Origin of the sequence: Streptomyces sp. NPDC007856, from assembly GCF_042868225.1 — a bacterium.
Taxonomy (GTDB): domain Bacteria; phylum Actinomycetota; class Actinomycetes; order Streptomycetales; family Streptomycetaceae; genus Streptomyces.
Genome location: NZ_JBIAEC010000007.1, coordinates 56,844 through 81,924, shown reverse-complemented (window position 1 = coordinate 81,924; position 25,081 = coordinate 56,844). Strand labels below are relative to the sequence as shown.

The window sequence follows — 25,081 nt, the reverse complement described above, 5'->3', positions numbered from 1 at the left end:
AGGGCGGTTCAGGCGCCGCAGGCACTAGCGCAGGGACGCCAGCGCCTCGTTCCAGGTGGCCGACGGGCGCATGACGGCGTCCGCCTTGGCCTTGTCGACCTGGTAGTAGCCGCCGATGTCGGCCGGCTTGCCCTGGACGGCGATCAGTTCGTCCACGATCTTCTGCTCGTTCGCGGCGAGGGTCTCGGCGAGCGGAGCGAAGGCCTTGGCCAGGTCGGCGTCGTCGGTCTGCCGCGCCAGCTCCTGCGCCCAGTACAGGGACAGGTAGAAGTGGCTGCCGCGGTTGTCGATGCCGCCGACGCGACGGGTCGGGGACTTGTCCTCGTTGAGGAAGGTCGCCGTGGCACGGTCGAGGGTGTCGGCGAGGACCTTGGCACGGGCGTTGCCGGTGGCCGTCGCGTACTGCTCGAAGGAGGGGACGAGCGCGAAGAACTCACCGAGGGAGTCCCAGCGCAGGTAGTTCTCCTTGACCAGCTGCTGGACGTGCTTCGGCGCGGAGCCGCCGGCGCCGGTCTCGAACAGGCCGCCGCCCGCCATCAGCGGGACGACCGACAGCATCTTGGCGCTGGTGCCCAGCTCCAGGATGGGGAAGAGGTCGGTGAGGTAGTCACGCAGGACGTTGCCCGTCACGGAGATGGTGTTCTCGCCGCGGCGGATGCGCTCCACCGACAGCTTGGTGGCCTCGACCGGGGACAGGACGCGGATGTCCAGGCCCTCGGTGTCGTGCTCCGGCAGGTACTGCCGGACCTTGGCGATGAGCTGCGCGTCGTGGGCGCGGTTCTCGTCCAGCCAGAACACCGCCGGGTCGCCGGTGGCGCGGGCGCGGGTGACGGCCAGCTTGACCCAGTCGCGGATCGGGGCGTCCTTGGTCTGGCAGGCGCGGAAGATGTCGCCCTGCGCGACCGGCTGCTCGATGAGCACCGTGCCGGCCTGGTCGACGAGGCGGACCGTGCCCGCGGCCGGGACCTCGAAGGTCTTGTCGTGGGAGCCGTACTCCTCGGCCTTCTGCGCCATCAGGCCGACGTTCGGCACCGAGCCCATGGTGGACGGGTCGTAGGCGCCGTTGGCCCGGCAGTCCTCGATGACGGCCTGGTAGACACCGGCGTAGGAGGAGTCCGGGAGGACGGCGAGGGTGTCGGCCTCCTGGCCGTCCGGGCCCCACATGTGGCCGGAGGTGCGGATCATCGCCGGCATGGAGGCGTCGACGATGACGTCCGAGGGCACGTGCAGGTTGGTGATGCCCTTGTCGGAGTCGACCATGGCGAGGGCCGGGCCCTCGGCGATCTCGGCGTCGAAGGAGGCCTTGATCTCGGCGCCCTCGGGCAGGTTGTCCAGGCCCTTGAGGATGCCGCCGAGGCCGTCGTTCGGGGTGAGGCCGGCCGCCTTGAGGGTTTCGCCGTACTTCGCGAACGTCTTCGGGAAGAAGGCGCGCACCACGTGACCGAAGATGATCGGGTCGGAGACCTTCATCATCGTGGCCTTCAGGTGCACGGAGAACAGGACGCCCTCCTGCTTGGCGCGGGCGACCTGCGCGGCGAGGAACTGCTCCAGCTCGGCGACGTGCATGACGGAGGCGTCGACGACCTCGTCCTTCAGCACTGGCACGGACTCGCGCAGCACGGTGGTGGTGCCGTCCTCGGCGACCAGCTCGATCCTCAGCGCGCCGTCCTCGGCGATGACGACGGACTTCTCGGTGGAGCGGAAGTCGTTCTCACCCATGGTCGCCACGTTGGTCTTGGACTCGGGGGTCCAGGCGCCCATGCGGTGCGGGTGGGTCTTGGCGTAGTTCTTCACCGAGGCCGGGGCCCGGCGGTCGGAGTTGCCCTCACGCAGCACCGGGTTGACGGCGGAGCCCTTGACCTTGTCGTAGCGGGCGCGGATCTCGCGCTCCTCGTCGGTCTTCGGGTCGTCCGGGTAGTCCGGCAGCGCGTAGCCCTTGCCCTGCAGCTCGGCGACGGCGGCGCGCAGCTGCGGGATGGACGCCGAGATGTTCGGCAGCTTGACGATGTTGGCCGCGGGGGTCTTGGCCAGGTCACCCAGCTCGGCCAGGGCGTCCGGGATGCGCTGGTCCTCGTTCAGGTACTCCGGGAAGTGGGCGATGATGCGTCCGGCCAGCGAGATGTCCCGGGTCGTCACGGGCACACCGGCCTGCGAGGCGTACGCCTGGACCACCGGCAGGAACGAATGCGTCGCCAGGGCCGGGGCCTCGTCTGTGTAGGTGTAGATGATGGTCGAGTCAGTCACCGGGTGCTCCGCTCCACGTCTGCAACATTGCTCGACATCAAGATATCTCGTGATCGGGTTCGGCTCGACAGGGGTCCCGGCCGGAAAACGTCGCGCGTCGGCGCAACCGGTAGCCGCCTTTGGCGGCCATGACAAATGATCGCCCGCGGACCACGGGTGATCGTCGCCCGCGGACCACGGGTGATCGTCATCGACCGGCGGCCGGACCGACCGCACGGCCGCCCGAGCAAAGGCGACCATGAGATATCGCAGCAGAGTGACGGTCCCGGCGGCCGCGCTGATGGGGACGGCGGCGGCACTGACGGTGGGCGCACCGGCCCGGGCGCGCCCCTCCGCGCCGGCGTCGGCGGCGCGCATGGCGGCGCGCATGGCGCGGCGCGCACGGCCGTGGCGGCCCCGGGCCCGGAGACCCTCGACGACCCGGTGTTCCCCTCCCTCGGCAACAAGGGCTACCGGGTCTCGTCCTACGCACTGGACTTCGCGTACGACGCCGCGACCAGGAAGGCCGACGCGACCGCCACCCTGAGATCCGTACCGACCGCCCGCTGACCCGTTTCTCGCTGGACGCCCTCGGCCTGGACATACGCTCCGTGCAGGTGGCCGGTGCCGCCGTGTCCTTCGCGCAGGTGGGCGAGAAGCTGCGGATCACGCCCACCACGCCGCTGGACGCCGGGCTCTCGGTCCCGGTCGTCGTCACCTACTCCGTCGACCCCCGCGCCACCCTGGCCCACACCGCCTGGGTGCCCACCCCCGACGGCTTCGCGATCTGCCCGCAGCCGAACTCCGCGCGCACTGTCTTCCCGCCAGCTGGTCGGCGAGGACGTCTTCCACGCCGTCGAGCGCGCCTTCCTGGACCGCTGGGCGACTGGCTGTACGGCACGAAGACCCCGCGCATGCCGGGCCACCCGGACTGGACGGTGACCCCGGTCACCTCGTCGCTCATGGCCCCGCACAGCAGGCGCGGCGGCCACTGGCACGAGAACTCCGCGACGCTCTGACGCGACGTTCTCGGCAGCGGCGTTCTCGGCCGGCGCCGCGATCAGCGCCGGCGGGCGGGGCCGGGGCCGGTCCCGCCCGTCATCTCCCGCTCGATCCACCGGCAGATCACGTCCACCACGTACACGTGCTCGGCACGGGTCAGCTCCCGTCCCTTGGGAATCCCGTGCCAGCGCTCCAGACAACCCCGGCAGCAGGTGGCCGTCGCGTGCTGGGCGACGAAGACCGGGTGGCCGCGGTACGGCGTCTGCTTGCCGTCCTTGTACGGCTCGGCGGGCGCGAGCCGCCTGGCGATCAGGTCGTAGGCGTGCCACCGGATCGTCGCCGGGCCCTTGAGCCCGGCGGTCGCCCGGTCCCGGCCGCGCAGGCGGAACCCGGCCCGGAACGGCTGCCGGGCGAGGGCGTCGAGGCGCTGGTCCAGGGAACGGGGGTCGGGCGAGGTGGTCATGCCGCTACGAGCGTACGTCGGGGGACGCGGCTCAGCCCAGGAGCAGGCGCTTCTGGCTCGCGAACTCCTCGTCCGTCAGGACCCCCTGGGCCTTCAGGTCCGCCAGCTGCTTGAGCTGATCGATCTTCGCGGTCATCTCGTCGGGGGCTGCGGCGGCCGGTGCGGCGGGAGCGGGCGGCGCAGCCTGCTGCGGCTGCTCGTACTGCGGCTGTGTGTACTGCGGTTGCGCGTACTGCTGCTCGTACTGTTGCTGCCGTTCGTAGTCCTGCTGCGCCCACCGGCCGGCCTGCCGGCGTGAGACACGGTTGGACACGGCGGTGGCGGTACCGGCGACGACGGCCGTGCGGGCGACGCCGCGAAGCAGTCCGGGCATGTTCGGTCATCTCCCAAGGGTCGATGCGGCGGGACGCGGGACACTCCGCTTCAGGCGGCCGCGGAGCCGCCGGGCGGCACCGTCTCCTCCGTGGCGTCCAACGCCGCCAGCAGGGCCTGCACCGGAATGCGGCCGCTCGCGACGAGCTGCGCCCCGCTGCGCCTGAGCGCGCCGGCCAGGGGAGCGGCCCACAGGTTCTCGTAGATCAGCACCGCGGCCGAGTTGCCCGGCTCCAGCGCGTTGGCCGCCTCGTCGAGGTCGCTCTGGTCGAGCACGCGGGCGGAGGCTCCCTCGAAGACCGTCAGATCCGTTTCGTCGCCGAGGTCCTGCAACTCCAGTGCGACGACCGAGCTGTCGGTCTCCTTCCGCACGAAGGCGAGGTCGATGATCCGGATGATCCGGCGGTCGACGAGATCGACCAGCAGCGGGAACGCCTCTCCCGTCATTCGGTTGCCGGGGAACTCGATGACCAGGTAGTCGACGGGCCCCATCTCTTCGACGCTGTCCATGACTTCTCCTCATGAGGCGCAGGGGATCGGTTCCGCTCGCCCGCCCGTGGCCCCCCGGCGGCGGCCCGCGGCCGACGCTCGCCCCCCGTTGCCTCTCCAGTCCACCACGGGGCGCGAGGGGCCGCATATGCGGCGGGCGGCGGGCAGCGGCCCACCGGACGACCCCCGGGTGCCGCGGGACGCTCGGCGCTCCACGCTGGTCCCAGCGAAGGGAGCCATGTCATGCCGACCGTCGGGGTGCCGTCAGCGGGCGGGGGCCGGGCGTGCCCGCAGAGTTGCCCCCCGGGACCCTGATGGCGACGGCACAGCGTGCTCGGAAGCTGACCGGCTGGGCGAAATCGGTGCACCGGCGGGCGGAAAGCCGGTTCCCCGTGGTCACCCATCTCGCGGACCGGATGGTGTCCGTGAATATCTTCGACTCCGGTACGCGCCTCGCGGCGCAGTGCTTCCTGACCGCGGTCCCCCTGCTGTTCGTCATCGCGGCGTACGCCCCGGAGACGGTCCGCCACCAGTTGGTCGCATCGGTGACAGCGCTCTTCGGGCTGACGGACGCGACGCGTGCCGAGCTGGAGCAGGCGCTGCAGCCCACGTCCGGCGACCTGAAGCAGACCACCGGTGTGGTGGGCGGACTGATGGTGCTGCTGTCGGCCACCGCCGTCAGCCGGGCGATGCAACGCCTGTGCAAGCGAGCCTGGGAGATCCCGCGCACCGGAACCCGGATCGCTCCCTGGCGGTGGCTGGCCTGGCTGGGCCTGTGGGTCGGAGTCCTGGTGCTCCAGGGCCCTCTGCGTGACGGCTTCGGGGTCGGCGTCTGGCTCGGCATCCCCCTCACCTGGATCAGCCAGGTGGGTTTGTGGTGGTGGACCCAGCATCTGCTGCTCGGCGGTCTGGTCGGCTGGAAGCCCCTGCTGCCGGGCGCCCTGGTCACGGCGACCGTCCTCACCGCGTTGGCCGTGACCGCGCGTGTGTACATGCCGCGGGCCCTCGACCGCGCCCTCGCCGACTACGGCCCCGTGGGGTCCGTGTTCGTGCTTCTGTCCTGGCTGATCGTGGTGTGCGTCGCCGCGGCCGTCGCCGTCAGCGTGGGCGCCGTACTGGCGCAGGAACCCTTCCTGGCGGACCGCCTCGGCAGCCCGCCTCCGCGGCGCGACCGTGCGGCGGGGGACTCGTGAGGCCTCGTTTTTTGGGGGGTGCGGTGTCGCCCGTCCGGTCCACCCGGGGCGCGCAGCGGCCACGAGGCTGACGCAATGGGGGTGTCAGCCGCACCACTGCGCCGGAGGCCCCGTGACCAAGCCGCCCGCCCCCCAACCACCAGAGCCGGACCCGCCCGGGCCGGGGGACGCGCAGGGCCGGGACGCGGCCGGGCACGGGCCGGGGGATGCGCAGGGCGGGGACGCGGCCGAGCACCGGCCGGGGGATGCGCAGGAGCCGGCCGCGGCCGCCCAGCGGACCCCGGACGCGCAGGGCCGGGACGCGGCCAGGCACGGGCCGGGGGACGCGCAGGGCCGGGACGCGGCCGGGCACGGACGGAGGGACGCGCAGGGCCGGGACGCCGCCGCGCATCGGCCGGAGGATGCGCAGGGCCGGGACGCCGCCGCGCATCGGCCGGAGGATGCGCAGGGCCGGGACGCCGCCGCGCATCGGCCGGAGGATGCGCAGGAGCCGGCCGCGGCCGCGCACCGGCCGGACAGCGGCTCGGATCGGTCGAATCCGGGCTCGGATCGGCGGGACGGCGGCTCGGGCCGGGCGGATCCGGGCTCGGGCCGGGCGGACAGTGGCTCGGATCGGCCGGATGCGGGCTCGGATCGGCGGGACGGCGGCTCGGGCCGGGCGGACAGTGGCTCGGATCGGCCGGATCCTGGCTCGGGCCGGTGGGACAGCGGCTCGCGCGGACCGAGCGGGCCGGGTCGGCCAGGCGGGCCGGGTGGCGAGGCGGACAGGCCGGGGCAGGACCCGCAGCGGGCCTACCCGGTGCCACCCGCGTCGGGCCGTGCAGGGCCGCCGGCGGGCCGCCCCGCGGGCTCCGGCGCCGGGCGCGTCGGGCGCAGCGCCGCCTCGGCCGTGCTCCTCGTGCTGACCTGCATCCTCGTACCCGTCGCGCTGCTCGCCACCTGGGTGCACGACATCGCGCTCGACACCGACCGCTATGTGTCCACGGTCGCGCCGCTCGCCACCGACCCCGCCGTCCAGGACGCGGCGGTCCACCGGATCACCGAGGCGGTGGGAGCCCACGTCGACGGCAAACGGGTCGCCGGGGACATCGCCCACTGGCTGCAGTCCCAGGGCCTGCCGCCGCTCGCCGCCGACGCGATCAGCCGGCTCGGACCGCAGATCGACTCCGCCGTCGACACGGCCGTGACCAGGATCGCCACCCGCGTCGTCCACAGCCACGCCTTCGCCACGGTGTGGCTGGGCGCCAACCGCGCCGCCCACAACGCCGTCGTACACGCCCTGACCGGCAAGGGACGCGGGGCGTTCGGGGTCAGCGACGGCACCGTCACCCTGGACGTGGGCACCGCCGTGGACCGGGTGAAGAAGGAGCTCGTCGACGCCGGCCTGAAACCCGCCGCCAGGATCCCGCAGGTGAACAAGCAACTGGTGCTGTTCCACTCCGACGAACTCGTCAAGTTCCGCAAGGGCGCCCGCCTCCTGGACGTCGTCGGGAACTGGTTCCCGGTGCTCGTCGTCCTCTTCGGCGCCACCGGGGTGTTCCTGGCCCGCCACCGGCGCCGGGCCCTGGCGCGCACCGCGCTGGGCGCCGCCTTCGCCTGCCTGGTGGTGGCCGTCGGCCTGGTCGTGGCGCGCGCCTACTACCTCGACCACCTGCCGCCCCAGGTGCAGTCGAGGGCCGCGGCGGCCGCCGTCTTCGACACCCTGCTGGGCTTTCTGCGGGTCAGCCTGCGTACGGCCATCGTCCTGGGCGTCGTCATCGCCCTGGGCGCCTATCTCGTCGGTCCGGGCCGGCTGCCCGTGGCCGTCCGCGGCTACTCCGACCACACGGCGGACTCCGCGGCGCGCTGGGCGGCCGGCCATCACATCAGCGCCGGGCGCGTCGGCGCGTACGCGCTGGCCTACCGCCGGGCCGTCACGCTGCTCGCCCTGCTGATCGTCGCGCTCGTCTTCGCGCTCTGGGACCATCCGACGGTGCTCACCGTCCTGCTGCTGGTCCTCGTACTGCTCGCCGTCCTCGCGGTGCTCACGCTGCTGGCGGCCGCGGGCCGCGTCCAGCTCGACGCGGCCCGCGGCAAGGCGGGTCCGGCGGGCGACCGGCACTGACGGCGTCACGTGCCGCAGCCGACCGACGGCCGCGGCCCCGTCCCGGGACCCTCGGGCGCGGTGCGGGGAGGCGTGCGCAGGGCCGGCCGGCCCTGTGCGATCTGCGGGCGGGCCGGAAAGCTGGGATCCTGATCGGGTGGAGCCCGCTCCGCAAGCCCGACGACAGGGCGGTGACCCTGTGACGAGGCGGCAGAAGCAGACGAGGGGACCGGCTGTCACACCCGTCGATCCCTTGGGCGAGCCGTTTCTGCAGACCCGGTTCGCCCTGCCGGCCACGCCCGTCACGTTCCTGCGCCGCCCGCGGCTCGCCGAACGCCTCGACCAGGCCTTCGAGACTCCCCTGACGATGGTCAACGGCTCGGCCGGCGCGGGCAAGACCCTGCTGGTCGCGGACTGGGCCGCCCGGCTCGGACAACCGGTCGCCTGGTTCACCGACGGGGCGGGCAACCAGGGCTGCGGAGTCTTCTGGGCCTATGTGCTCCAGGCCCTGCGGGCCGCCGGAGTACCGCTCCCCGCCGACCTCGGCTGCCCCGGCGAGGCCCATCGCGTGGACCACAAGCTGCTGGCCCGTCTCGCCTGCGAACTGAGCGGGCGGGAGCGGCCCGTCGTCCTGGTGCTGGACGAGTTCGACCGGGTGACCTCCGCACGGACCGCGGAACAGCTGGAGTTCGTCCTGCACCACTCCGGGCAGGGGCTGCGACTGGTCCTCGTCACCCGCACCGAGCCGCTGCTGCCGCTGCACCGCTACCGGGCGGCCGGGGCCATGACGGAGATCCGGGACGCCGAGCTGGCCTTCACCGTCGACGAGGCCGCCGCGCTCCTGGACCTGCACGGGCTGCGGCTTCCCACGGCGGCCACCCGTGCCCTGGTGGAGCGCACCAGGGGCTGGGCCGCCGGGCTGCGGCTGTGCGCCCTGGCCGCCCGGCAGAGCCCGGACCCCGAGACGTATCTGAAGGACTTCGAGGCCGGCCGCAGCCCGATCGCCGACTTCCTGCTGGCAGAAGTGCTGAAACGGCAGCCGGCCCGCACCCAGGACCTCCTGCTGCGCGTCAGCGTCGTGGAGCGGTTCACCCCGGCACTGGTGGCGGAGCTGACCGGGCGCGGCGGCGCCGAACAGGCCCTCGCCGAACTGCACGGCCAGAACGCGTTCGTGGAGGACCTCGGGCACTCGTGGTACCGCCTGCACCCGCTGTTCGGCGAGATCCTCCGGGTCCATCTCAGGGTCCGCTCGCCAGGGCTGGAGACCGAACTCCACCGGTGCGCCGCGCGGTGGCTGCGCGACTCCGGCGCCCTGCCCGAGGCACTGGCGCACGGCGCCGCCGCGGGCGACTGGAACTTCACCGCTCAGGCCCTCGTCGACGACCTGGCGATCGGCCAGCTCTTCACCGGCCTGCGCGCGAGTGACCTTGCCGAGCTGTTCTCCCGGATGGAGCCCGAGGCGACGACCGCGGCGGCCGACCTCGTGCGGGCCGCGTGCGAACTTTCCGAGTACGACGTGGCACGCGGCCTGGTCCATCTGCGCCGCGCCGAGGAGCGCCTCGCCGCGCGGACGGACCCCGCGGGGCGGCTGAGCTGTGCGCTGCTGCAGTCCCTGGCGGGCCGGCTGACCGGCTCGCCCGGCATGGCCGAGCAGGCCGCGACGACGGCCGGGGAACTGCGCGGCGAGGTCCCCGCCCACCTGCTGGAGAAGCACCCCGAGTTCACCGCCCTGCTGCTGACCCACCTGGGCTCGGCCCGGCTGTGGGCCGGGCGTTTCGAGGAGGCGCGCGCCGCGCTGTCCGAGGTGGCCGGATTCCCCAGTGGTGTCTCCACGGCGCTGCCACGCGAGGACTCCCTCGCACAGCTGGCGCTGATCGACTACCTCGACGGACGGCTGTGCCCGGCGGAACGCAAGGCACGGGCGGCCCTGCGCGAAGCGGAGAAGTACGGCCTAGGCCGCCCCCGGTCCTGCGGCTCGGGCCTCGGCCGACTGGTGCTGGCGGCCGTGGCCGTCGATCGCGGCGAACCGGACCAGGCCCAGGCCCTCTTGGACGAGGTGGCCGAGTCGGGAACCCCGGCCGATCCGGTGACGGCCGCCGGCCGGGCGCTCGCGACGGCACGGCTGCTGCTGTCGCGGGGTGAGCCACGGGCCGCCGCGGCGGCGGCCGACCTCGGCGTACCGGCCCTGGTGGCCTCCCCCTGGGCGGCGGCGCAGACGGCGCTGATCGCCTCCGCCGCCCAGTTGGCGGAGGGCCGCCCGGACAGCGCCCTGAAGATGCTCGACGACGTCTCCTGCGACGACGATCCCGTGTGCGCGGCGGAGCTGGCCTGGGCCCGGTTCGCCGCGGGCGACCGCGAAGCGGCGATCGAGCTGCTCGACCGCGTGCGGACGCAGGGCCGCACCGCTCCGAGAGCGACCGTCCGGGCCGCGCTGGTGCGCGCCGAGGCCGCTCAGGATTCCGACGTCGCCACCGCGCGCACGCTGCTCGCCCAGGCCCTGCGGGAGGCCCGGCGGGAACGGCTGCGGCGCCCCTTCCTCGAAGCCGGACCGCGTATCCGGCACCTGCTGGAGACACCGCCGCTGCAGGGCCTGGCCGCGGGCTGGCTGACCCCGTCCGGCCGGGCCTCGCCCGGCGGACCGGGGACGGCCGTGGAACCCTCGTCCCCGGTCGTCGAGGAGCTGAGCGGGCGCGAACGCGAGGTCGTGGGCAGGCTGGCCGACCTGATGTCCACCGAGGAGATCGCCGCCGACCTGTACGTCTCGGTCAACACGGTGAAGACCCACCTCAAGAGCGCCTACCGCAAACTCGGTGTGAACGGGCGCGCCGAGGCGGTGCGCCGGGCCCGCGAGCACGGACTGATCTGACCGGGACCCGGGCGTCTCGCCCGTGACGGGTGAGGCGCGCGACAGCACCGCACGCTCCCCTGAGAGTGACGGGAGTACGCGGCGAGGCGGTGGACACCATGGGACACTGGCGCACTCTGATGGTGTTGGGTACGGCCCAGTTCCTGATGGTCCTGGACACGTCCGTCATGAACGTCTCCATCAGCCGACTGGTCGAGGACTTCCACACCGAGGTCACCGCCATCCAGGCCGTCATCACGCTGTACGCGCTGGTCATGGCCGCCTTCATGATCATCGGCGGCAGGCTCGGCGACATCCACGGCCGCCGTCGTCTGTTCCTGCTCGGCCTGATCGTCTACGGCACCGGTTCGGCACTCACCGCCCTCGCGCCCACCCTGTGGATGCTCGCCCTGGGCTGGTCGGTGATCGAGGGACTCGGCGCCGCGATGGTGCTGCCCGCGATGGCGGCCCTGGTCGCCGAGGCCTACCGCGGCAAGGAACGGGCCGTCGCCTACGGCGTGATCGGGGGACTGGCGGGTGCCGGCATCGCGGTCGGCCCGCTGCTGGGCGGCTGGGTGACGACGTATCTGACCTGGCGGCTCGTCTTCGCGGGCGAGGTCGTGGTCGTCCTCGTCGTCCTGCTCTGCCACCGGGTGATCAAGGAGGCCGAACGGACCGTACCGCCGCCCCGGCTGGACGTGGTCGGCGCGGTGCTCTCGGCGGGCGGGCTGGGGCTCGGCGTGCTCGCTGTGCTGCAGAGCAGCACCTGGGGCTGGGTGCACCCGCGCAACCCGCCCTTCACCGTTCTGGGCTTCGCGCCCACCCTCTTCGTCGTCGCCGCCGGGGTGGCCGTACTGGCCCTGTTCGTGCGCTGGGACCGCAGGCGGGAGGCCGCGGGCGCCGACCCGCTGGTGCACCTGTCCCTGTTCGGCCGGCCGCCCCTGCGCTCCGGTCTGCTCACCCTGCTGAGCCAGAACCTGATCCTGCTCGGACTGTTCTTCACCATCCCGCTGTACCTGCAGGTGGTCCAGGGATTCGACGCCTTCCAGACGGGGCTGCGGCTGCTGCCGGTGTCCGTCACGATGCTCGTCACCTCCCTCGGAGCCGCCCGGCTCGGCCGCACCATGGGGCCGCGCCGGGTCGTCCGGCTGGGCCTGCTGACGCTGGCCGTGTCCATCGTGTGGCTGCTCGCCACCATCGAACCGAAGATCGACAACGCACAGTTCGCCGGCGCCATGGCGGTGCTCGGCATCGGCATGGGGCTGCTCGCCTCCCAGCTGGGCAACGTCGTCCAGTCGAGTGCCGGTGAGACGGAGCGCAGCGAGGTCGGCGGCCTGCAGTTCACGGCGCAGAACCTGGGTTCGGCGCTGGGCACCGCGCTCATCGGGTCGATGCTCATCGGCGCGCTGGCGCACGCGTTCACCGCCGGGGTGGAGAGCCACCCCCAGCTGTCGGCCCAGGCCAAGCAGCAGACCGGTGTCGCGCTGGAGGCCGGGATCAGCTTCGTGCCCACCGCCCAGGTGCGCGTGGCCGCCCAGCGCGCCGGCCTGCCACCGTCCGAGGTCGACGCCCTCACCTCCGCGTACGCCTCGGCACAGCTCGACGGTCTGAAGGCGGCGATCCTCGCCACCGGAGGCATCACGCTCGCGAGCCTCCTCGTCACCCCGCACCTGCCGACCGCGCCGGCCCGCCGGCCGCAGTCGGCGGAGGGTGGCGCATCGGCGGGAGTGGCCGGTGCCACGCAGTGAGCACGAAGGCAGGGCGATGTCCCCCACCGGCCGTACCGAGGCCCGGGGACGCCGTGCCGAGCGCCGAGCCCACGCCGACTACACGGGTGCCGTGTACGGATCGATGCTCGCGGCGTCGGTGGTGATCGGCGCCGGCGCACTGGGGAAGTTCCCCCGCGTGGAACTGGGCGTCCTGCTGCTGCTCACCGGCCTCGTCTTCTGGGTGGGGCACGTCCACGCCCAGCTGTTCGGCGCTCGTCTGGCACAACAGGCGCTGGACCGGCCGACCGTCCTGCGGGTGTGCCGGGAGGAGTGGCCGATCGTCAAGGCGGCCGTCCCGCCCGCCGTCGCCGTCGCCGTCAGCCCGCTGCTCGGCCTGGGCGTCGACGGCGCGGTCTGGCTGGCGGTCGCCGTCGCCGTGGCCGGTCAGGTGGGCTGGTCCGCGGTCGGCGCACGGCAGGCGGGTGCGTCCTGGCGGCTGGTGGCCGGCACCGCCGCGGTCAATCTGCTGCTCGGCCTGGCGATCACCACGTTCAAGATCGCCCTGACGCACTAAGCCGGAGCCCCCGGATCACCTGTGCCGGGTGAGGCCCGGTGCCGCCGGGCGGAGCAGGATCGGGGGCGAGACCGCAGCAGGCCCGCGGCGGGAGAACGGCCCATGCGCTACGAGATCCGCGTCGATGGACACATGTCGGAGACCCTGACCAAGGCCTTCCCTGAGCTGGATCATGTGACGATGTCCGGCCAGACGGTGCTGTTCGGTCCCGTCATCGACGAGGCGCATCTGTACGGGCTGCTGAACCGGTGCCAGTCGTTGGGCCTTCGGGTCGTGGAGATGCGGCAGCTGCCCGAGTGAGAGCCGCTCGCCGGCCGTCCGAGCGGCCGTCCCTCACAGATCGGCCGCCGCGATCCGGCCCGAGCGCACCGCCTCGCCCAGCGCCTCGAAGTCCCGCTCGGTGCGGTCGGCGTAGGCCTGCGCGAACCCGGTCAGCGCGCGGTCGAAGCGGTCCCCGGCGCCGAGATAGGCGGCGATGGCGACGGGATCACCGGACCGCGCATGGGCCCGCGCCAGGGCGGCCCCGCACACCTGGCCGGACAGATTCAGCAGATCCGGGTCCCAGGTCTCCGGCCGGGGGCTGCCCTTCCAGTCCCACAACTGCCGTACGTAGAAGTCCCGGTCGCACCCGTCGAGGCCCACGACGTGCGTCCAGCCCAGGAAGACGTCACTGGCCGCCTGGAGGAGCCGCTGCCCGGCCACCACCCGGTGGCCCTGGTTGTCGTACCGCTCGCCGCCCGTGTACGCCGCGAGCACCGACTCCTGGGCCTCCTTGGCCTGCAACAGCAGCGGATCGTCGTCGTCGCGGCCGAGCAGCAGCAGGATCCAGCACCGGGTGCCGACACCGCCGACGCCCACCACCTTCCGCGCCATGTCCACCAGCCGGTAGTGCCGCAGCAGGTGCCGCCGGTCCGCGGGCAGGGTGCGCGTGTACGACTCCAGCAGCGCCTGGAACTCCTTGTCCTGCTCACCGGGGGAGGGCGCGCTCCGCAGCTCCCGCAGGGGGGTGAGCAGCGGCGGGTCCGCGGCGATCCGGCGGCCCTCGGGCGTGAGCCGGGTGAGTTTGGCGAAGGCCCGCAGATGCGTCCGGGAACGGGCGCGGGCGGCCGCCTCGGCCGTACGGCGCCTGCTCTCCGCGTCCATCGAGGCGGCCAGCAGGTGGCGCATCCGGTCGGCGTCGTCCCGGGCGTACCAGATGTCCAGGGTGCGCATGCCGGCGAACCCCCTCATCCGTTCCCGGTAGGCCCGCACGCAGGCGCGCACCGCGTCGTCCTGCTCACTCTCCGTGAAGCCGTTGTTCCGCGCCGCGACGGCGAGACTGGCCGCCAGCCGCTTGACGTCCCATTCGAACGGGCCCGGGAACGTCTCGTCGAAGTCGTTGATGTCGAACACCAGATGCCGCTCCGGCGAGGCCAGCAGCCCGAAGTTCAGCAGATGGGCGTCCCCGCACAACTGGACCTGGAGCCCGGTGCCGGGCAGCCGGCCCAGGTCGGCCGCCATGACCGCCGCCGCGCCACGGTAGAAGCGGAAGGGGGATTCGAGCATGCGGCCGTAGCGGATCGGCACCAGCTCCGGTACGCGCGTGGCCGACTGACGCTCCAGGACGTCGACCACGTCCGGACGGTCCGGCGCGGCCTCGAACACGCCGTGGCCCGAGCGCGGCGCGCGCTTGCGCGCCCTCCTGCCCCAGGCCGCGCGGTCGGCCGGAGACGAGGCGACGGTGTCGGCACTCGGTGCGGTCATGATCCACCCTCCTGGTCCTGCGGCCTGCCTCCCGCCGGGGGGCTTCCGGCTCTCGCGGCGACCGGGGAACACCGGCCGTGGGCCCGTCCGCTCCACCCCACCGCCCGGTCCGCGCGGAGGGATCACCCGCGGTGGGTGATCCGGCGCACCAGCCGCCGCGGGAATGCTGTCGGCTCCGGGGCCGCGGGCCGCCCGCGGGCAGTCCGTGCGCGGCCCGCGCCGAGCGCGCGAGGAGGAGCCATGACCGAACCGCGTGGACAGGAACCGCGGGCCGGGCTGTCGTATCCGCCCGGCGGGACGGGCACCGGCGCCGCACAGGCCATGACGGTGATCGCCCGTTCCTGGACCTGGATCCTGGCGTCGGCGATCCTGACGTTCGCGGCGGGCGTGCTGGTCCTCGTCTGGCCGGGCGAGACACTGCATGTACTCGCCGTCCTCATCGGCCTCTACCTGCTGCTCGGCGGCGCGATCCGGTTCGTGACGGCGTTCGCGCGGGAGAACCACGGAGACCGGCTGCCCGGACTGCTGGTCGCGGTGCTGTACGTCCTGGCCGGCGTGCTCTGCCTGCGCCATCCGCTGCAGACCATCACCGCGCTGGCGCTGGTCGTCGGGCTCGTGTGGCTGGTGTCCGGCCTGCTCACCCTCTCCACCGGGATCGCCGCCCGGGACCTGCCGCACCGGGGTGTCGTCCTGGGCGCCGCGCTGCTCGGCATCGTGGCCGGGATCGCGGTGCTGGCGCTGCCCGCCGAGTCGGCGCGGGCGCTGACCCGGCTGCTCGGTCTGTGGCTGGTGCTGCTGGGCCTGGTCGAGCTGGCGGTCGCCTTCGCGTGGCGGGCGGCGGTGCGCGGGAGCGGGGCGCTGCCGGGCGTTCGCGGCCCGATGGACTGACCGGGCGCACGATCACCCGCCTCGGGTGAGGACGTGCCGCTGCGAGCGTGTGCATGGTGAGAACGGCGGAGACCGGCCCGGCGAACCCCCGCGAGCCGGTGCCCTGGATGGAGGAAAGACATGAGCGCGCAGAACTACCTCGCGTACGACTATCCGGTGCTGGGTGTCTTCTGGTCCATGCTGGTGTTCTTCCTGTGGATCATGTGGTTCGTCCTGCTGTTCCGGGTCATCGTCGACGTCTTCCGTGACGACGGCATGAGCGGCTGGGCCAAGGCCGCCTGGACGCTCTTCGTGGTCGTGGTGCCCTTCCTGGGCGTCCTGGTCTATCTGATCGCCCGCGGCAAGGGCATGGGGGAGCGGGAGGTGGCGCAGGCGCGCGCCCAGCAGGAGGCCTTCGAGTCCTACGTCCGCCAGACCGCGCAGGGCGGGACCGGCACCAGCAGCGCCGACGAACTCGCCAAGCTCTCCGAGATGCGCTCCCGCGGTGACATCACCGACGAGGAGTTCCGCAGGGCCAAGCAACTGGTCCTCAGCGACACCGGCCCGGCCCGGCGCTCCGAGAACCTCCACGCCTCCTCCGGGGGCTGACCCGCGCCCACGAGAACGACACGAACGAATCGAGGCCCCCTATGACCACGACACCCCGCGCCCATGCCCATACCCGCACCGCCAAGCAGGCGTGGGCGGGTGGCCTGACCTCCTTCGCGGGCGTCATGCTGCTGCTCGCCGGGCTGCTCGGCGTGTTCCGGGGCATCATGGCGATCGCCCGGGACAACGTCTTCGTGACGACACCGAACTACGTCTTCAAGTTCAACCTCACCAGCTGGGGCTGGATCCACCTGGTCCTGGGCGCGATCGCCGTGATCGTCAGCTTCGGCCTGTTCACACCGTCGATGTGGGCACGCGTCGCCGGCGTGGGCATCGCCGGGCTGGTGATCATCGCCAACTTCCTGTCCCTGCCGTACTACCCGGTGTGGTCCGTCGTGATGATCGCGCTGTCCGGGTTCATCATCTGGGCCCTGTGCGTGGTCCAGGGCAGGGAATCCGCCGAGAGCCCGTAACAGGGTCCTGACCCGCACGACCGGCACCGCACGGAGTGGCACCGGCTCGTGCGGGCCGGCCTGTGCGGGCCCGGCCAGGATCCGCGAGTCGCTGCTTCTTCCTCGACGAGCTTGAGGCGATCATCCGCGAGTGGATCACTGGGATCCATCACCGGCGCCACCACCGCGGACTGTGCATCCCGGAGGTGCCGGGGCTGAAGCTGAGCCCTACCGCAGCCCAGGAATCAGGCACCACCTCCTGCGGATCGAGCGCATGGTCGGCTTCACCATCATCGAACGCACCCGCCCGCTCACCGCAACACCGCGCGGACAGGCGTACCTGGGGAGAGCCGCACAAGTCCTCGCCCCGCCCTCATTCGGCTGCGGAACAGCCGTTCGCGCTGCGGAGGCGTGATCGTCTGGCTGCCGGGTTCGGCGGAAGACACGGGCTTCCCGACGCTGCGGCTGTGCTGCTGAGCGCCGTCAGGTGTCGTGAGCCAGCCCGTGGCGCCGTCACTCAGTCAGCCGTTGTGCGGAGTGCCGCTTCGGCTTGGCGGATGCGCCATTCCTCCACGGTGTCCAGCTGTCGTCGGGCTCGCTCCAGCAGCCTGTCGAGCAGGGCTGGATCGAGGCGTTCGTCCGTCCCGGTGAGCCGGCGCAGGGTCTGCCATCCGGCCGCCTTGCCCTCCACCCCCAGCCGCAACGCCTCCAGCTCCAGCACGGTGCTCAGCGGAGAGCGTCGCACCAGGCGGCCGTTGCCCTTCAGCCGTGCCAGTTTTTCCACGACCCAGCCCGCGGAGACCTTGTAGCGGTGTACGGGGACACCCAGGTCCCGCATGATGCCGACAAGCGCCGTGCGGTCCTGGGCGATGTCGGTGGCGACGGGCCCGAGCGCGCGGCCGAGCGCGGAACCACGGGTGACACGTGCCAGGTGGCCGGCCCGCTGGGTGCCCGCGGTGGCGCCGGCGAGGTGGTCGTTCAGATAGATGCCGAGCAGCTTCATGTCGGCGCCGCGTGCGGGCGGGTGGCGCCGAGGTGAGCTCCGTGGTGGGGCGTTCATCAGAAGCCTCCTTCTTGTGCGGGTGGCTGCCGTGTAGCCGGGGATGCAAGAGGTTCGGGTGTGCGCGGTGTACTCACCGTCGTCGTGACGCGTACGAGACAGGGCGGGCGGGGCGTGGAGCCGAAGCCGAACCGTACGGGCGGTTCCACCGCGGTGAGGGCGCCGAGGTGGCGGCCCTGGAGGATCACGGTGGCCGCGGTGATCAGATGCAGATCGCGGGTGCCGTACCACTCGCGTCGGCCGGCGCCGGCCGTGCCACGGGTGCGCACGCCCAGGAGGAGGCGGGCGAGCGGGTCCGTCACCACCGTCCAGAAGGGCCGGGCGGCCAGGACATCGGGGACCGTCCGCAGGAGCAGCCCCACGGGGCCGCGCCGGCCGCCTGTGAACCGGAGGTCGAGGAGCGGGCCTGCGGTGACCGTCCAGTCGGCGCCGGTGACGTGGACGCGTACGGGTTCGATGCGGACCTCGTCGAAGGCGTAGGTGCCGGCGATGAAGTCCGCCGTCTGCCGGGTGGGTGCCAGCAACAGGCGGTGGCCGTCGGTCCGTTCGAGCATCACGTCGCTGAATGGCCCGAAGGAGGAGCGGGGCCAGTGGCCGAGGATCAGGCGGGCGCCGGACGCCGTGCCGATCCCGGCGATCCAGCCGTCGAAGCGCCACCGGGTAGTCCGCGGGGATCGGCGCATCAGGGTGCCTCGGGGGTGGTCGGGTTCATCCGCCCGCGGGCGGCCCGAGTCGGCCGCACCGGCGCCATGCCAGGAGCCATCCGGCCTGCATCGCCGCGTCCAGCAGATAGGTCGGACGGATCCGGCCGATGGGCACGTACACCAGGTCGACGGCCAGGAGGGTCACGGCCGTCCCGAGGCCCGTACGGCGGGCCTGGCGCACCGCACCGGCCGGGGTGAACAGCATGCTCCAGCCTGCCGTGGCCAGCAGCCCGGCTGTCGTGCGCTGGAGCCATTCCTCGGACTTGGGTCCGAAGACGCACTCGAAGCTGCGCAGGTGCAGCAGCGGCCAGCCGCCCCCGACCAGGTTGAACAGCCCCTGGGCCCGCGCCACGAGCACCGGGTTCATCCCTGTCTCCTCACTGTCGGCCGCACCGGGCGCGAGACCCCGAAGCGGACCTTGTGGACGCCGTCGGAGAAGTGCACCAGCGGCGCCTGTGCGGGCGGCGGCAGCCCGGCCGCCCGGGTGAGGGTCTCTTGGAGGTCTTCCAGGCGCGCCGCGCGCAGCGGCCAGGGCTCGTGCTCGACGGGCGTCTGCCAGAGCACGCCGCAGCCCCGTGTGAAGGCCCGCCACCGCGACCTCAGCCACACACCCCGCGGGCTCGGCCGGACCGGCTCGCCCGGACGGACCACCACGCGGTACGACGGCCCGCCACGCCCCCGCGCCCCGGCGTAGGTCACTACATCACCGCCCCGCGACAGCGTCAGGTGCCCGAGGTGGTACGGCGCACCGATCGCACGGGCGGCCAGCATGACCGGGGAACTCACCTCGAGGGTCAGGAACCACAGGCCGACCCTGCCGCCCCGTTCACGTACACATGTGCGCAGGTTGGTCTCCGCGAAGGAGGGCAGAGCAGCAGGTACACCCGGCGGGCGCACACGGGCCATCACGAACGGCGTGAGGCTCACCCACGCCCACTGATCATGGGTGTCCACCGTCAGCCCGTCCGGCAGCAGACGCTGTACCTGCTCGGGAGAGTAGGCCCAGTGCACGAACGTCTTGGTGAGCCAGCCAGCGCGAAGTGCCCGGAGATACACACGATGCTCTGGGTCCATAGGACACCACACGCACCGACTCCCCAGGAGGTCCGCATCAAAACTCGACACGACCCGATGCGGACATGGGGTGTCTGGGCCAGCAGGGCCCCCACTGCGCTTCCGCACTGAGCCGTCCTCGCCCGGCACCTGGGGGGATGGCCAAGCCGTCACCTGCGCCCGGATCCCGCGAGTTGCGGCGGGGTCCGGTGGTGCGACGGCTGGTGCCGGGTGGCGCCGATATTGATCATCCCTCGAAGCGACGGGTGGCTTGGAGACGGTGGCCGTGCGCGTGCCCGACCACCCCGTCGCCCTCGCGCTGCTGTCCGCCTTCGGCGGCGGTGTCACGGCCCCCTCCCCCAACCGCTTCGGCCAGGTCAGCCCCACCACCGCGGACCACGTCCGTGCCGAGCTCGGCGAGGCGGTCGACCTCGTGCTGGACGGCGGCCCCTGCGAGGTCGGCGTCGCGTCCACCATCGTCGACGCCACGGGCGAGACCCCGAGCATCCTCCGGCCCGGCGGAGTGACACTCGAGGCCCTCGAAGCGGTGCTCGGGCACCCGCTCGCGGTCCCCTCGACGAGCCGTGTCCGGGTGCCGGGCCGGCATCCGTCGCACTACGCGCCGCGCGCGCGAGTCGTCCTCGTCGAGCCCGAGAAGGTGATCGCCGAAGCGGAGCTCGCGCAGGAGCTGGGGCACCAGGTGAGTGTCTTCCTTCCCCCAGCCTTCGCCGATGCTGCGGTGAAGGCGCACGCCGTGGTGGCTCTCCCGGGTTCGACGGCCGCCTACGCGCGCAGCCTGTACGGGTTCCTGCGCGACCTCGACCAGCAGGGGTGCGACCTCATCGTCGCGTCCTTGCCGACGGAGGAGGGCCTGGGACTGGCGATCGCCAACCTGGCTCCGCCGCGCCGCAGGGCCCCGGCCCTCCTCGGTCACCGACCCCCAGCAGCACTGAACAGGGTGGCCGGCCGCGGGTTTCACCGTGTGGGGGCAGCAGCCCTGCTCAGGCCGTGGGAGGCGACCAGTTGCGCACTGCCGTCGGCCAAGCGATAGGACAGACCCACCACGGCAAGTCGGCCGGCGGCCACTCGCTCGGCCAGCACGCGGGAGCGTTCCATCAGCAGATCGACGGTGAGCCTTATGTGCTCGGCCAGGATCTCCTCGGGCTGCTCGCGTCCGGCGGCACGGGCCGCCAGCACACTCGGGGTCACCCGCTCGACGACGTCACGGACGAAGCCGGCGGGCACCTGGCCGCCGTCGGCGGCAGCGCGGGCAGCCGCGATGGCCCCGCACGAGTCATGGCCCAGCACCACGACCAGCGGGCAGTCCAGCACACTCACGCCGTACTCGATACTTCCCAACGCCTCCGCACCGACGACATGCCCGGCGTTACGGACCACGAAAAGATCCCCGAGCCCCTGGTCGAAGATGATCTCGGCGGCCAGCCGCGAATCGGAGCAGCCGAACAGCACCGCGAAGGGATTCTGGGCCGGGGCGGTCTCGGCGCGGCGTGCGGCGTCCTGGTTGGGATGCTCGGGCGAGCCGGCCACGAACCGGTGGTTGCCGGCCAGCAGCATCTCGAAGGCATCCTCGGGAGTCGGCGTCAGGGTCTCAGTCATGGTGGAAGGCTACGGCCGACCCCGCCAAATCGCGCGGCCGGGTCCACGCGTGGCGGCCTGCACACCCTCCGCAGCCGGCACTCCCAGACGCAGGGCGGTGTCGCTCTTGGTGGCCGGCTGCGGTGCGCCGCGCAGCCGCTCCACCCACAACCGCCCGCACCACCTGGCCCTCAAGCCTCTTCCCGCGACGCTGTCACTCGCCGATAGGCGAGGTCCCGCAGGGCAGGGGGTGTACGCCATAGGAGTGGAGCTGCCGGGGCGGCCGGTGGCCTCCCGCGCGGGGCCGAGACCGCCGGGCCAGGAGACCACACAGCGAGACGGTGCGCACGCCGGATGGGGGTACGCAGCCGCCAGCCCCGCTTGCCCCTGAGGAGCTCGGCGGGCGCGGGGGCAGGGACTTTCGTAGATTGAAGAGGGGCAACTCGCTGGGGCACACGTGTGACGGCACCGGAGATCGACTACACGGCGGTGTTCGCCGTCCTTCCGAGCCCGTGCCTGATGCTGGGCACGGACCTGGTGATCGCCGCTGCCAACCCGGCCTTCTGCGAGGGGACCGCACGTAGCCCGACTGAGCTGGTCGGGCAGTACCTCTTCGACGTCTTCCCGGACAACCCCGCCGACCCGGAGGCCGACGGGATGGAGACGCTGAAAGCCTCACTGCACAGGGTGCTGTCCTCGGGCCGGACGGATCACATGGCGCTGCAGAGGTACGACATCCCGGTCGTCGGCAACCTCGAGGTGTTCAAGGAGCGGTGGTGTACCGCGATCAACGTGCCCCTCCTCGCCCCCGACGGCAGGGTCGCCTGGATCCTCCACCGGTCCGAGGACATGACCGACGTCGTCCGCGCCCGCCGGACGACACACCTGCCGTCGGTCCGCCCTGGCCGGGAAGCGGCCATGGAAGCCGAGCTGTACGCCCGGGCGCGGCAGCTGCAACAGCTCAATGAGGAACTGCAACAGGCGCACGCCCGTGAGCGGCGCATCGCCGTCGCTCTGCAAGAAACCATGCTCCACACTCCGGACCTTGGCCGGCACCCGGACATCGCCGTGCGCTACCTGCCCGCCGTCGGAGCGCTGAATGTGTGCGGTGACTGGTACGACACGGTCGACCTGCCCGCGGACCGCTTCGCCGTCGCGGTCGGCGACGTGGTCGGCCACGGACTGATGGCCGCCACCGTCATGGGCCGACTGCGCAGCGCGCTGAGCGCCGCCACCCGCACCGTCCACGGCCCCGCCCAAGCACTGGAGGTCCTCGGCCTGTACGCCCGCTCGGTCGAGGGAGCACTGGCCGCCACCGCCGTCCAGGTCCTCGTCGACTGCCACAGCCACCTGCTCATCTACAGCAGCGCCGGCCACCCCCCGCCCGTCCTGCTGCACCCTGACGGCACCTGCGAACTCCTCGACCAGGCCACCGACCCCCCGCTGGGCGCCCGCCCCGAACACGTCCCCCGCCCCCAGGCCAACAAGACCTACGCCCCCGGAGACACCCTCATCCTCTACACCGACGGCCTGATCGAACGCCGCGGTGAGGACATCGACGCCGGCCTGACCCGCCTGACCGACATGCTCGCCACCTGCACCGAGTTCGGGGCGGAACACCTCGCCGACGCCCTCCTCGCCGGCCTGGACCTCGCCAGCGGCGCCGACGACGACATCGCCATCGTCGTCGTCCGCCTGGACCGAACGACCCGACCGTACTGACCGGGACGGTGCTGGAGATTGTGAAGGCCGTCTGCCCGCGGCCGGTCGGCAGATGATGTGATCAAGCGTCAAGTCGGCATGGGCAGCCGGGGGCCGGCCGCGTCTTCGGGGAGTACAGCCGGCCCAGCCGCATTCCTTGCCGCCTCTCCGTCATGCACACGAATCGGAATCAGCAACTCACGGTCAGTCGCAGGCCTATTGGCGATCACGACCAGCCTGGCGGCCAGTGCGGCGAAGCGGGGGCATCTGCGCCACCCGGCGCCCCAGCTTGTCTGTCAGGCACGCACAGCCCTGGATCCGGCGGACCGACTCACAGCACCTGGCGGCCGGCAAGGTCTCCGCCGGGATCATCGGCGAGGACGACAGCCGCCGTGATCCGCTTGCCCACCTGTTCACGGTGGACGGCGAAGCTCCGGCACACCGCCATCACGATCTCCAAACCGTGCTGACCGATCCGGTCAGGGTCCGCTGCCAGCACCGACGGCAGCATCGTGCTGCTGTCCCAGACACTGACCTCGACGGTTCCCTCCTCGATCTCCAGCGTCAGCAGGCAGGGGCCAGGCGCGTACTTGCGGGCATTGGTCACCAGCTCGCTGACCACCAGCTGGACCATGCCCATCGCCCGGCCGGAAACCGGCAGCCCATGAACGGCCTGCAGGTTCATGAGGAACGACCGGGCCAGGTCACGGGCCTCGGCGATCCCCTCACTGCCCTCGAACGCCGCAGCCACCAATACCGGCCTGTCGACCAGCGACTCTCTGCCGTCGCCTTCCGCCGCCTCGTCCATTCAGCCGCCTCACACTGACCCCGCCGCCTCACAGCGCATACCCCCTCAACCCCGCCACGGGCACGGCCACTGAGCGGATGGTCTCGACGGCATCTCTTCAGGGCCCGGGCGAGAGGGCTGGGCAGGCGTTGTGAATGATCTACGCCACGAAGCCGCCGATTGCGCATCAAACGACGACAGTCCTGCGCCGCCCCGCTGCGCACGTCGGCAACACAGCAGGCCGAAGGTTCGCCGTTGCCAACGATTCCGCGGACCCTGGACCCGGCCTAGTCGCCCCGGCCGGGCCCCGGTGCCAGTTCCTCCCCGCTGCGCTGCTGCGGGATCACCACCGCGCCCTGCTGCAGCGCCACCGTCCGGGTGGGGGCCGGGATGCTGATGCCCTCCGCGCGGTAGCGGCGGTGCAGGCGCTTGATGAACTCGTGCTTGATGCGGTACTGGTCGCTGAACTCGCCCACGCCGAGGATCACCGTGAGGCCGATGCGGGAGTCGCCGAAGGTGTGGAACCGGACCGCGGGCTCGTGTTCCGGTACGGCGCCCTCGACCTCGCGCATGGTCTCCGCGACGACCTCCGCCGTCACGCGCTCCACGTGCTCCAGGTCGGCGTCGTAGCCCACCCCGACCTGCACCAGCACCGTCAACCGCTGCTCGGGATGCGTGTAGTTGGTCATGTTGGCCTTGGCGAGCTGGCCGTTGGGGATGACCACCAGGTTGTTGGACAGCTGGCGGACCGTCGTCTGACGCCAGTTGATGTCGACGACGTACCCCTCCTCGCCGCTGCCGAGCCGGATGTAGTCGCCCGGCTGGACCGTCTTGGAGGCCAGGATGTGGATGCCCGCGAAGAGGTTGGCGAGGGTGTCCTGCAGGGCGAGGGCGACCGCCAGACCGCCGACGCCCAGGGCGGTCAGCAGGGGCGCGATGGAGATGCCGAGGGTCTGCAGGACCACCAGGAAGCCGATGGCGAGGACCAGGACCCGGGTGATGTTGACGAAGATGGTCGCCGAGCCCGCCACGCCCGAGCGGGACTGGGTGACCGTGCGGACCAGACCCGCGATCACCCGGGCCGCGGACAGGGTCACCACGAAGATCAGCCACACCTCCAGGGCCTGGTTGGTGTGGTGCTGCACGGTCCGGGTCAGCGGCAGCACGGCCGCGGCCGCCGCCCCACCGCTCGCGATCGCCGCCCACGGCACGACCGATCGCAGGGCGTCCACGATGACGTCGTCGCCGCTCCAGCGGGTCCGCTTGGCGTGTTTGGCGAGCCAGCGCAGCAGGGTGCGGGACATGAAGGCGAGCAACAGGCCCGCCGCGAGGGAGATGCCGGCGAGGACGAGGTCGTCCAGGGTCAGCGCGCGGTTCACCGGACACCTCCGGGGCACGCCCGTGCTGCGGAGTTGCGAAGTCTCGTCACGTAGTCACCTGCTCGATGTGCGGGATGTGCGATCGCGCCGGCCGGGGAACCCCGTCGACCGGCGCGATCGCTCATCCTGCCGTATCCGCAACACCAGTTCGTACCTGGACCGGCACTCTCGGCGCGG

General features: G+C 72.4%; 24 protein-coding genes and 1 pseudogene. 13 read left to right on the top strand and 12 right to left on the bottom strand.

Annotation, left to right across the window (positions count from 1 at the left end):
* Window positions 1-24: 24 nt before the first annotated feature.
* Window positions 25-2,244: an NADP-dependent isocitrate dehydrogenase gene (locus tag ACFYOH_RS18370; protein WP_388626729.1), complete on the bottom strand. Its 2,220-nt coding sequence runs from the start codon at window positions 2,242-2,244 to the stop codon at window positions 25-27.
* A 135-nt stretch (window positions 2,245-2,379) separates the two neighbouring features.
* Here ACFYOH_RS18370 and ACFYOH_RS18365 point away from each other — a divergent pair, with 135 nt between their 5' ends.
* Both ACFYOH_RS18365 and ACFYOH_RS18360 read left to right on the top strand, forming a co-directional pair.
* A complete protein-coding gene (locus tag ACFYOH_RS18365) occupies window positions 2,380-2,793 on the top strand; it encodes a hypothetical protein (RefSeq protein WP_388626727.1) in 414 nt (137 codons plus the stop codon).
* A gap of 47 nt (window positions 2,794-2,840) precedes the next feature.
* Window positions 2,841-3,242, top strand: a complete 402-nt coding sequence (locus ACFYOH_RS18360; RefSeq protein WP_388626725.1) for a hypothetical protein — start codon at window positions 2,841-2,843, stop codon at window positions 3,240-3,242.
* Window positions 3,243-3,283: 41 nt separating this feature from the next.
* Here ACFYOH_RS18360 and ACFYOH_RS18355 read toward each other — a convergent pair whose 3' ends face one another.
* The 3 genes from ACFYOH_RS18355 to ACFYOH_RS18345 are packed head-to-tail and all read right to left on the bottom strand — an operon-like array spanning window position 3,284 to window position 4,570.
* On the bottom strand, window positions 3,284-3,688 hold the full coding sequence (locus ACFYOH_RS18355; RefSeq protein ID WP_388626723.1) for a DUF4186 domain-containing protein: 405 nt from the start codon (window positions 3,686-3,688) through the stop codon (window positions 3,284-3,286).
* A 31-nt stretch (window positions 3,689-3,719) separates the two neighbouring features.
* Window positions 3,720-4,061 (bottom strand): SHOCT domain-containing protein, encoded by a 342-nt coding sequence (locus ACFYOH_RS18350; RefSeq protein ID WP_388626721.1) that lies wholly within the window; start codon window positions 4,059-4,061, stop codon window positions 3,720-3,722.
* A gap of 50 nt (window positions 4,062-4,111) precedes the next feature.
* A complete protein-coding gene (locus ACFYOH_RS18345) occupies window positions 4,112-4,570 on the bottom strand; it encodes a DUF6325 family protein (protein WP_388626719.1) in 459 nt (152 codons plus the stop codon).
* Between the two features lie 293 nt (window positions 4,571-4,863).
* Between ACFYOH_RS18345 and ACFYOH_RS18340 the strand changes: the two genes are divergently transcribed.
* The 6 genes from ACFYOH_RS18340 (at window position 4,864) to ACFYOH_RS18315 (ending at window position 13,253) form a co-directional block, all read left to right on the top strand.
* Window positions 4,864-5,742: a YhjD/YihY/BrkB family envelope integrity protein gene (locus ACFYOH_RS18340; protein WP_388626717.1), complete on the top strand. Its 879-nt coding sequence runs from the start codon at window positions 4,864-4,866 to the stop codon at window positions 5,740-5,742.
* 112 nt (window positions 5,743-5,854) lie between these two features.
* The gene (locus tag ACFYOH_RS18335) at window positions 5,855-7,846 is read left to right on the top strand and encodes a hypothetical protein (protein ID WP_388626716.1); all 1,992 of its coding nucleotides are present in this window, start codon (window positions 5,855-5,857) and stop codon (window positions 7,844-7,846) included.
* 232 nt (window positions 7,847-8,078) lie between these two features.
* Window positions 8,079-10,691 carry a LuxR C-terminal-related transcriptional regulator gene (locus ACFYOH_RS18330; protein ID WP_388626714.1) on the top strand — a complete coding sequence of 871 codons (2,613 nt, stop codon included), beginning with the start codon at window positions 8,079-8,081 and terminating at the stop codon, window positions 10,689-10,691.
* Between the two features lie 98 nt (window positions 10,692-10,789).
* On the top strand, window positions 10,790-12,418 hold the full coding sequence (locus tag ACFYOH_RS18325; RefSeq protein ID WP_388627191.1) for an MFS transporter: 1,629 nt from the start codon (window positions 10,790-10,792) through the stop codon (window positions 12,416-12,418).
* Window positions 12,419-12,434: 16 nt separating this feature from the next.
* Window positions 12,435-12,953, top strand: coding sequence for a hypothetical protein (locus ACFYOH_RS18320; RefSeq protein ID WP_388627189.1), 519 nt, complete (start codon window positions 12,435-12,437; stop codon window positions 12,951-12,953).
* A 102-nt stretch (window positions 12,954-13,055) separates the two neighbouring features.
* The gene (locus ACFYOH_RS18315) at window positions 13,056-13,253 is read left to right on the top strand and encodes a hypothetical protein (protein ID WP_388626712.1); all 198 of its coding nucleotides are present in this window, start codon (window positions 13,056-13,058) and stop codon (window positions 13,251-13,253) included.
* Between the two features lie 33 nt (window positions 13,254-13,286).
* On the opposite strand, the gene ACFYOH_RS18310 is transcribed toward ACFYOH_RS18315, so the two are convergent.
* Window positions 13,287-14,696 (bottom strand): DUF2252 domain-containing protein, encoded by a 1,410-nt coding sequence (locus ACFYOH_RS18310; protein ID WP_388626711.1) that lies wholly within the window; start codon window positions 14,694-14,696, stop codon window positions 13,287-13,289.
* 240 nt (window positions 14,697-14,936) lie between these two features.
* On the opposite strand from ACFYOH_RS18310, the gene ACFYOH_RS18305 reads away from it, so the two are divergent.
* The 3 genes from ACFYOH_RS18305 (at window position 14,937) to ACFYOH_RS18295 (ending at window position 16,645) form a co-directional block, all read left to right on the top strand.
* Window positions 14,937-15,584, top strand: a complete 648-nt coding sequence (locus tag ACFYOH_RS18305; RefSeq protein ID WP_388626709.1) for an HdeD family acid-resistance protein — start codon at window positions 14,937-14,939, stop codon at window positions 15,582-15,584.
* A gap of 120 nt (window positions 15,585-15,704) precedes the next feature.
* On the top strand, window positions 15,705-16,172 hold the full coding sequence (locus ACFYOH_RS18300) for an SHOCT domain-containing protein (RefSeq protein WP_388626707.1): 468 nt from the start codon (window positions 15,705-15,707) through the stop codon (window positions 16,170-16,172).
* 41 nt (window positions 16,173-16,213) lie between these two features.
* The gene (locus tag ACFYOH_RS18295; RefSeq protein WP_388626705.1) at window positions 16,214-16,645 is read left to right on the top strand and encodes a hypothetical protein; all 432 of its coding nucleotides are present in this window, start codon (window positions 16,214-16,216) and stop codon (window positions 16,643-16,645) included.
* Window positions 16,646-17,141: 496 nt separating this feature from the next.
* On the opposite strand, the gene ACFYOH_RS18290 is transcribed toward ACFYOH_RS18295, so the two are convergent.
* Genes ACFYOH_RS18290 through ACFYOH_RS18275 form a run of 4 tightly spaced genes read right to left on the bottom strand, consistent with a single transcriptional unit; the run spans window position 17,142 to window position 19,399 of the window.
* Entirely contained in the window at window positions 17,142-17,684 is a 543-nt protein-coding gene (locus ACFYOH_RS18290; RefSeq protein ID WP_388626703.1) for a hypothetical protein, read from the bottom strand.
* Entirely contained in the window at window positions 17,684-18,367 is a 684-nt protein-coding gene (locus ACFYOH_RS18285; protein ID WP_388626701.1) for a hypothetical protein, read from the bottom strand. Before ACFYOH_RS18285 ends, ACFYOH_RS18290 begins: the two co-directional genes overlap by 1 nt.
* Window positions 18,368-18,392: 25 nt before the next feature.
* Window positions 18,393-18,755: a hypothetical protein gene (locus tag ACFYOH_RS18280; RefSeq protein ID WP_388626699.1), complete on the bottom strand. Its 363-nt coding sequence runs from the start codon at window positions 18,753-18,755 to the stop codon at window positions 18,393-18,395.
* Window positions 18,752-19,399: a YqjF family protein gene (locus ACFYOH_RS18275; protein ID WP_388626697.1), complete on the bottom strand. Its 648-nt coding sequence runs from the start codon at window positions 19,397-19,399 to the stop codon at window positions 18,752-18,754. Before ACFYOH_RS18275 ends, ACFYOH_RS18280 begins: the two co-directional genes overlap by 4 nt.
* Window positions 19,400-19,694: 295 nt before the next feature.
* Between ACFYOH_RS18275 and ACFYOH_RS18270 the strand changes: the two are divergent.
* Window positions 19,695-20,394, top strand: a pseudogene (locus tag ACFYOH_RS18270) (L-threonylcarbamoyladenylate synthase); the annotation flags it as partial.
* 22 nt (window positions 20,395-20,416) lie between these two features.
* On the opposite strand, the gene ACFYOH_RS18265 reads toward ACFYOH_RS18270, so the two are convergent.
* On the bottom strand, window positions 20,417-21,058 hold the full coding sequence (locus ACFYOH_RS18265) for a carbonic anhydrase (protein ID WP_388626695.1): 642 nt from the start codon (window positions 21,056-21,058) through the stop codon (window positions 20,417-20,419).
* 438 nt (window positions 21,059-21,496) lie between these two features.
* On the opposite strand from ACFYOH_RS18265, the gene ACFYOH_RS18260 reads away from it, so the two are divergent.
* Window positions 21,497-22,759, top strand: a complete 1,263-nt coding sequence (locus ACFYOH_RS18260) for a SpoIIE family protein phosphatase (RefSeq protein ID WP_388626693.1) — start codon at window positions 21,497-21,499, stop codon at window positions 22,757-22,759.
* 310 nt (window positions 22,760-23,069) lie between these two features.
* Here the strand turns inward: ACFYOH_RS18260 and ACFYOH_RS18255 are convergent, their stop codons facing one another.
* Entirely contained in the window at window positions 23,070-23,546 is a 477-nt protein-coding gene (locus ACFYOH_RS18255; protein WP_388626691.1) for an ATP-binding protein, read from the bottom strand.
* A 266-nt stretch (window positions 23,547-23,812) separates the two neighbouring features.
* Window positions 23,813-24,904, bottom strand: a complete 1,092-nt coding sequence (locus tag ACFYOH_RS18250) for a mechanosensitive ion channel family protein (RefSeq protein ID WP_388626690.1) — start codon at window positions 24,902-24,904, stop codon at window positions 23,813-23,815.
* Between the last annotated feature and the right edge of the window lie 177 nt (window positions 24,905-25,081).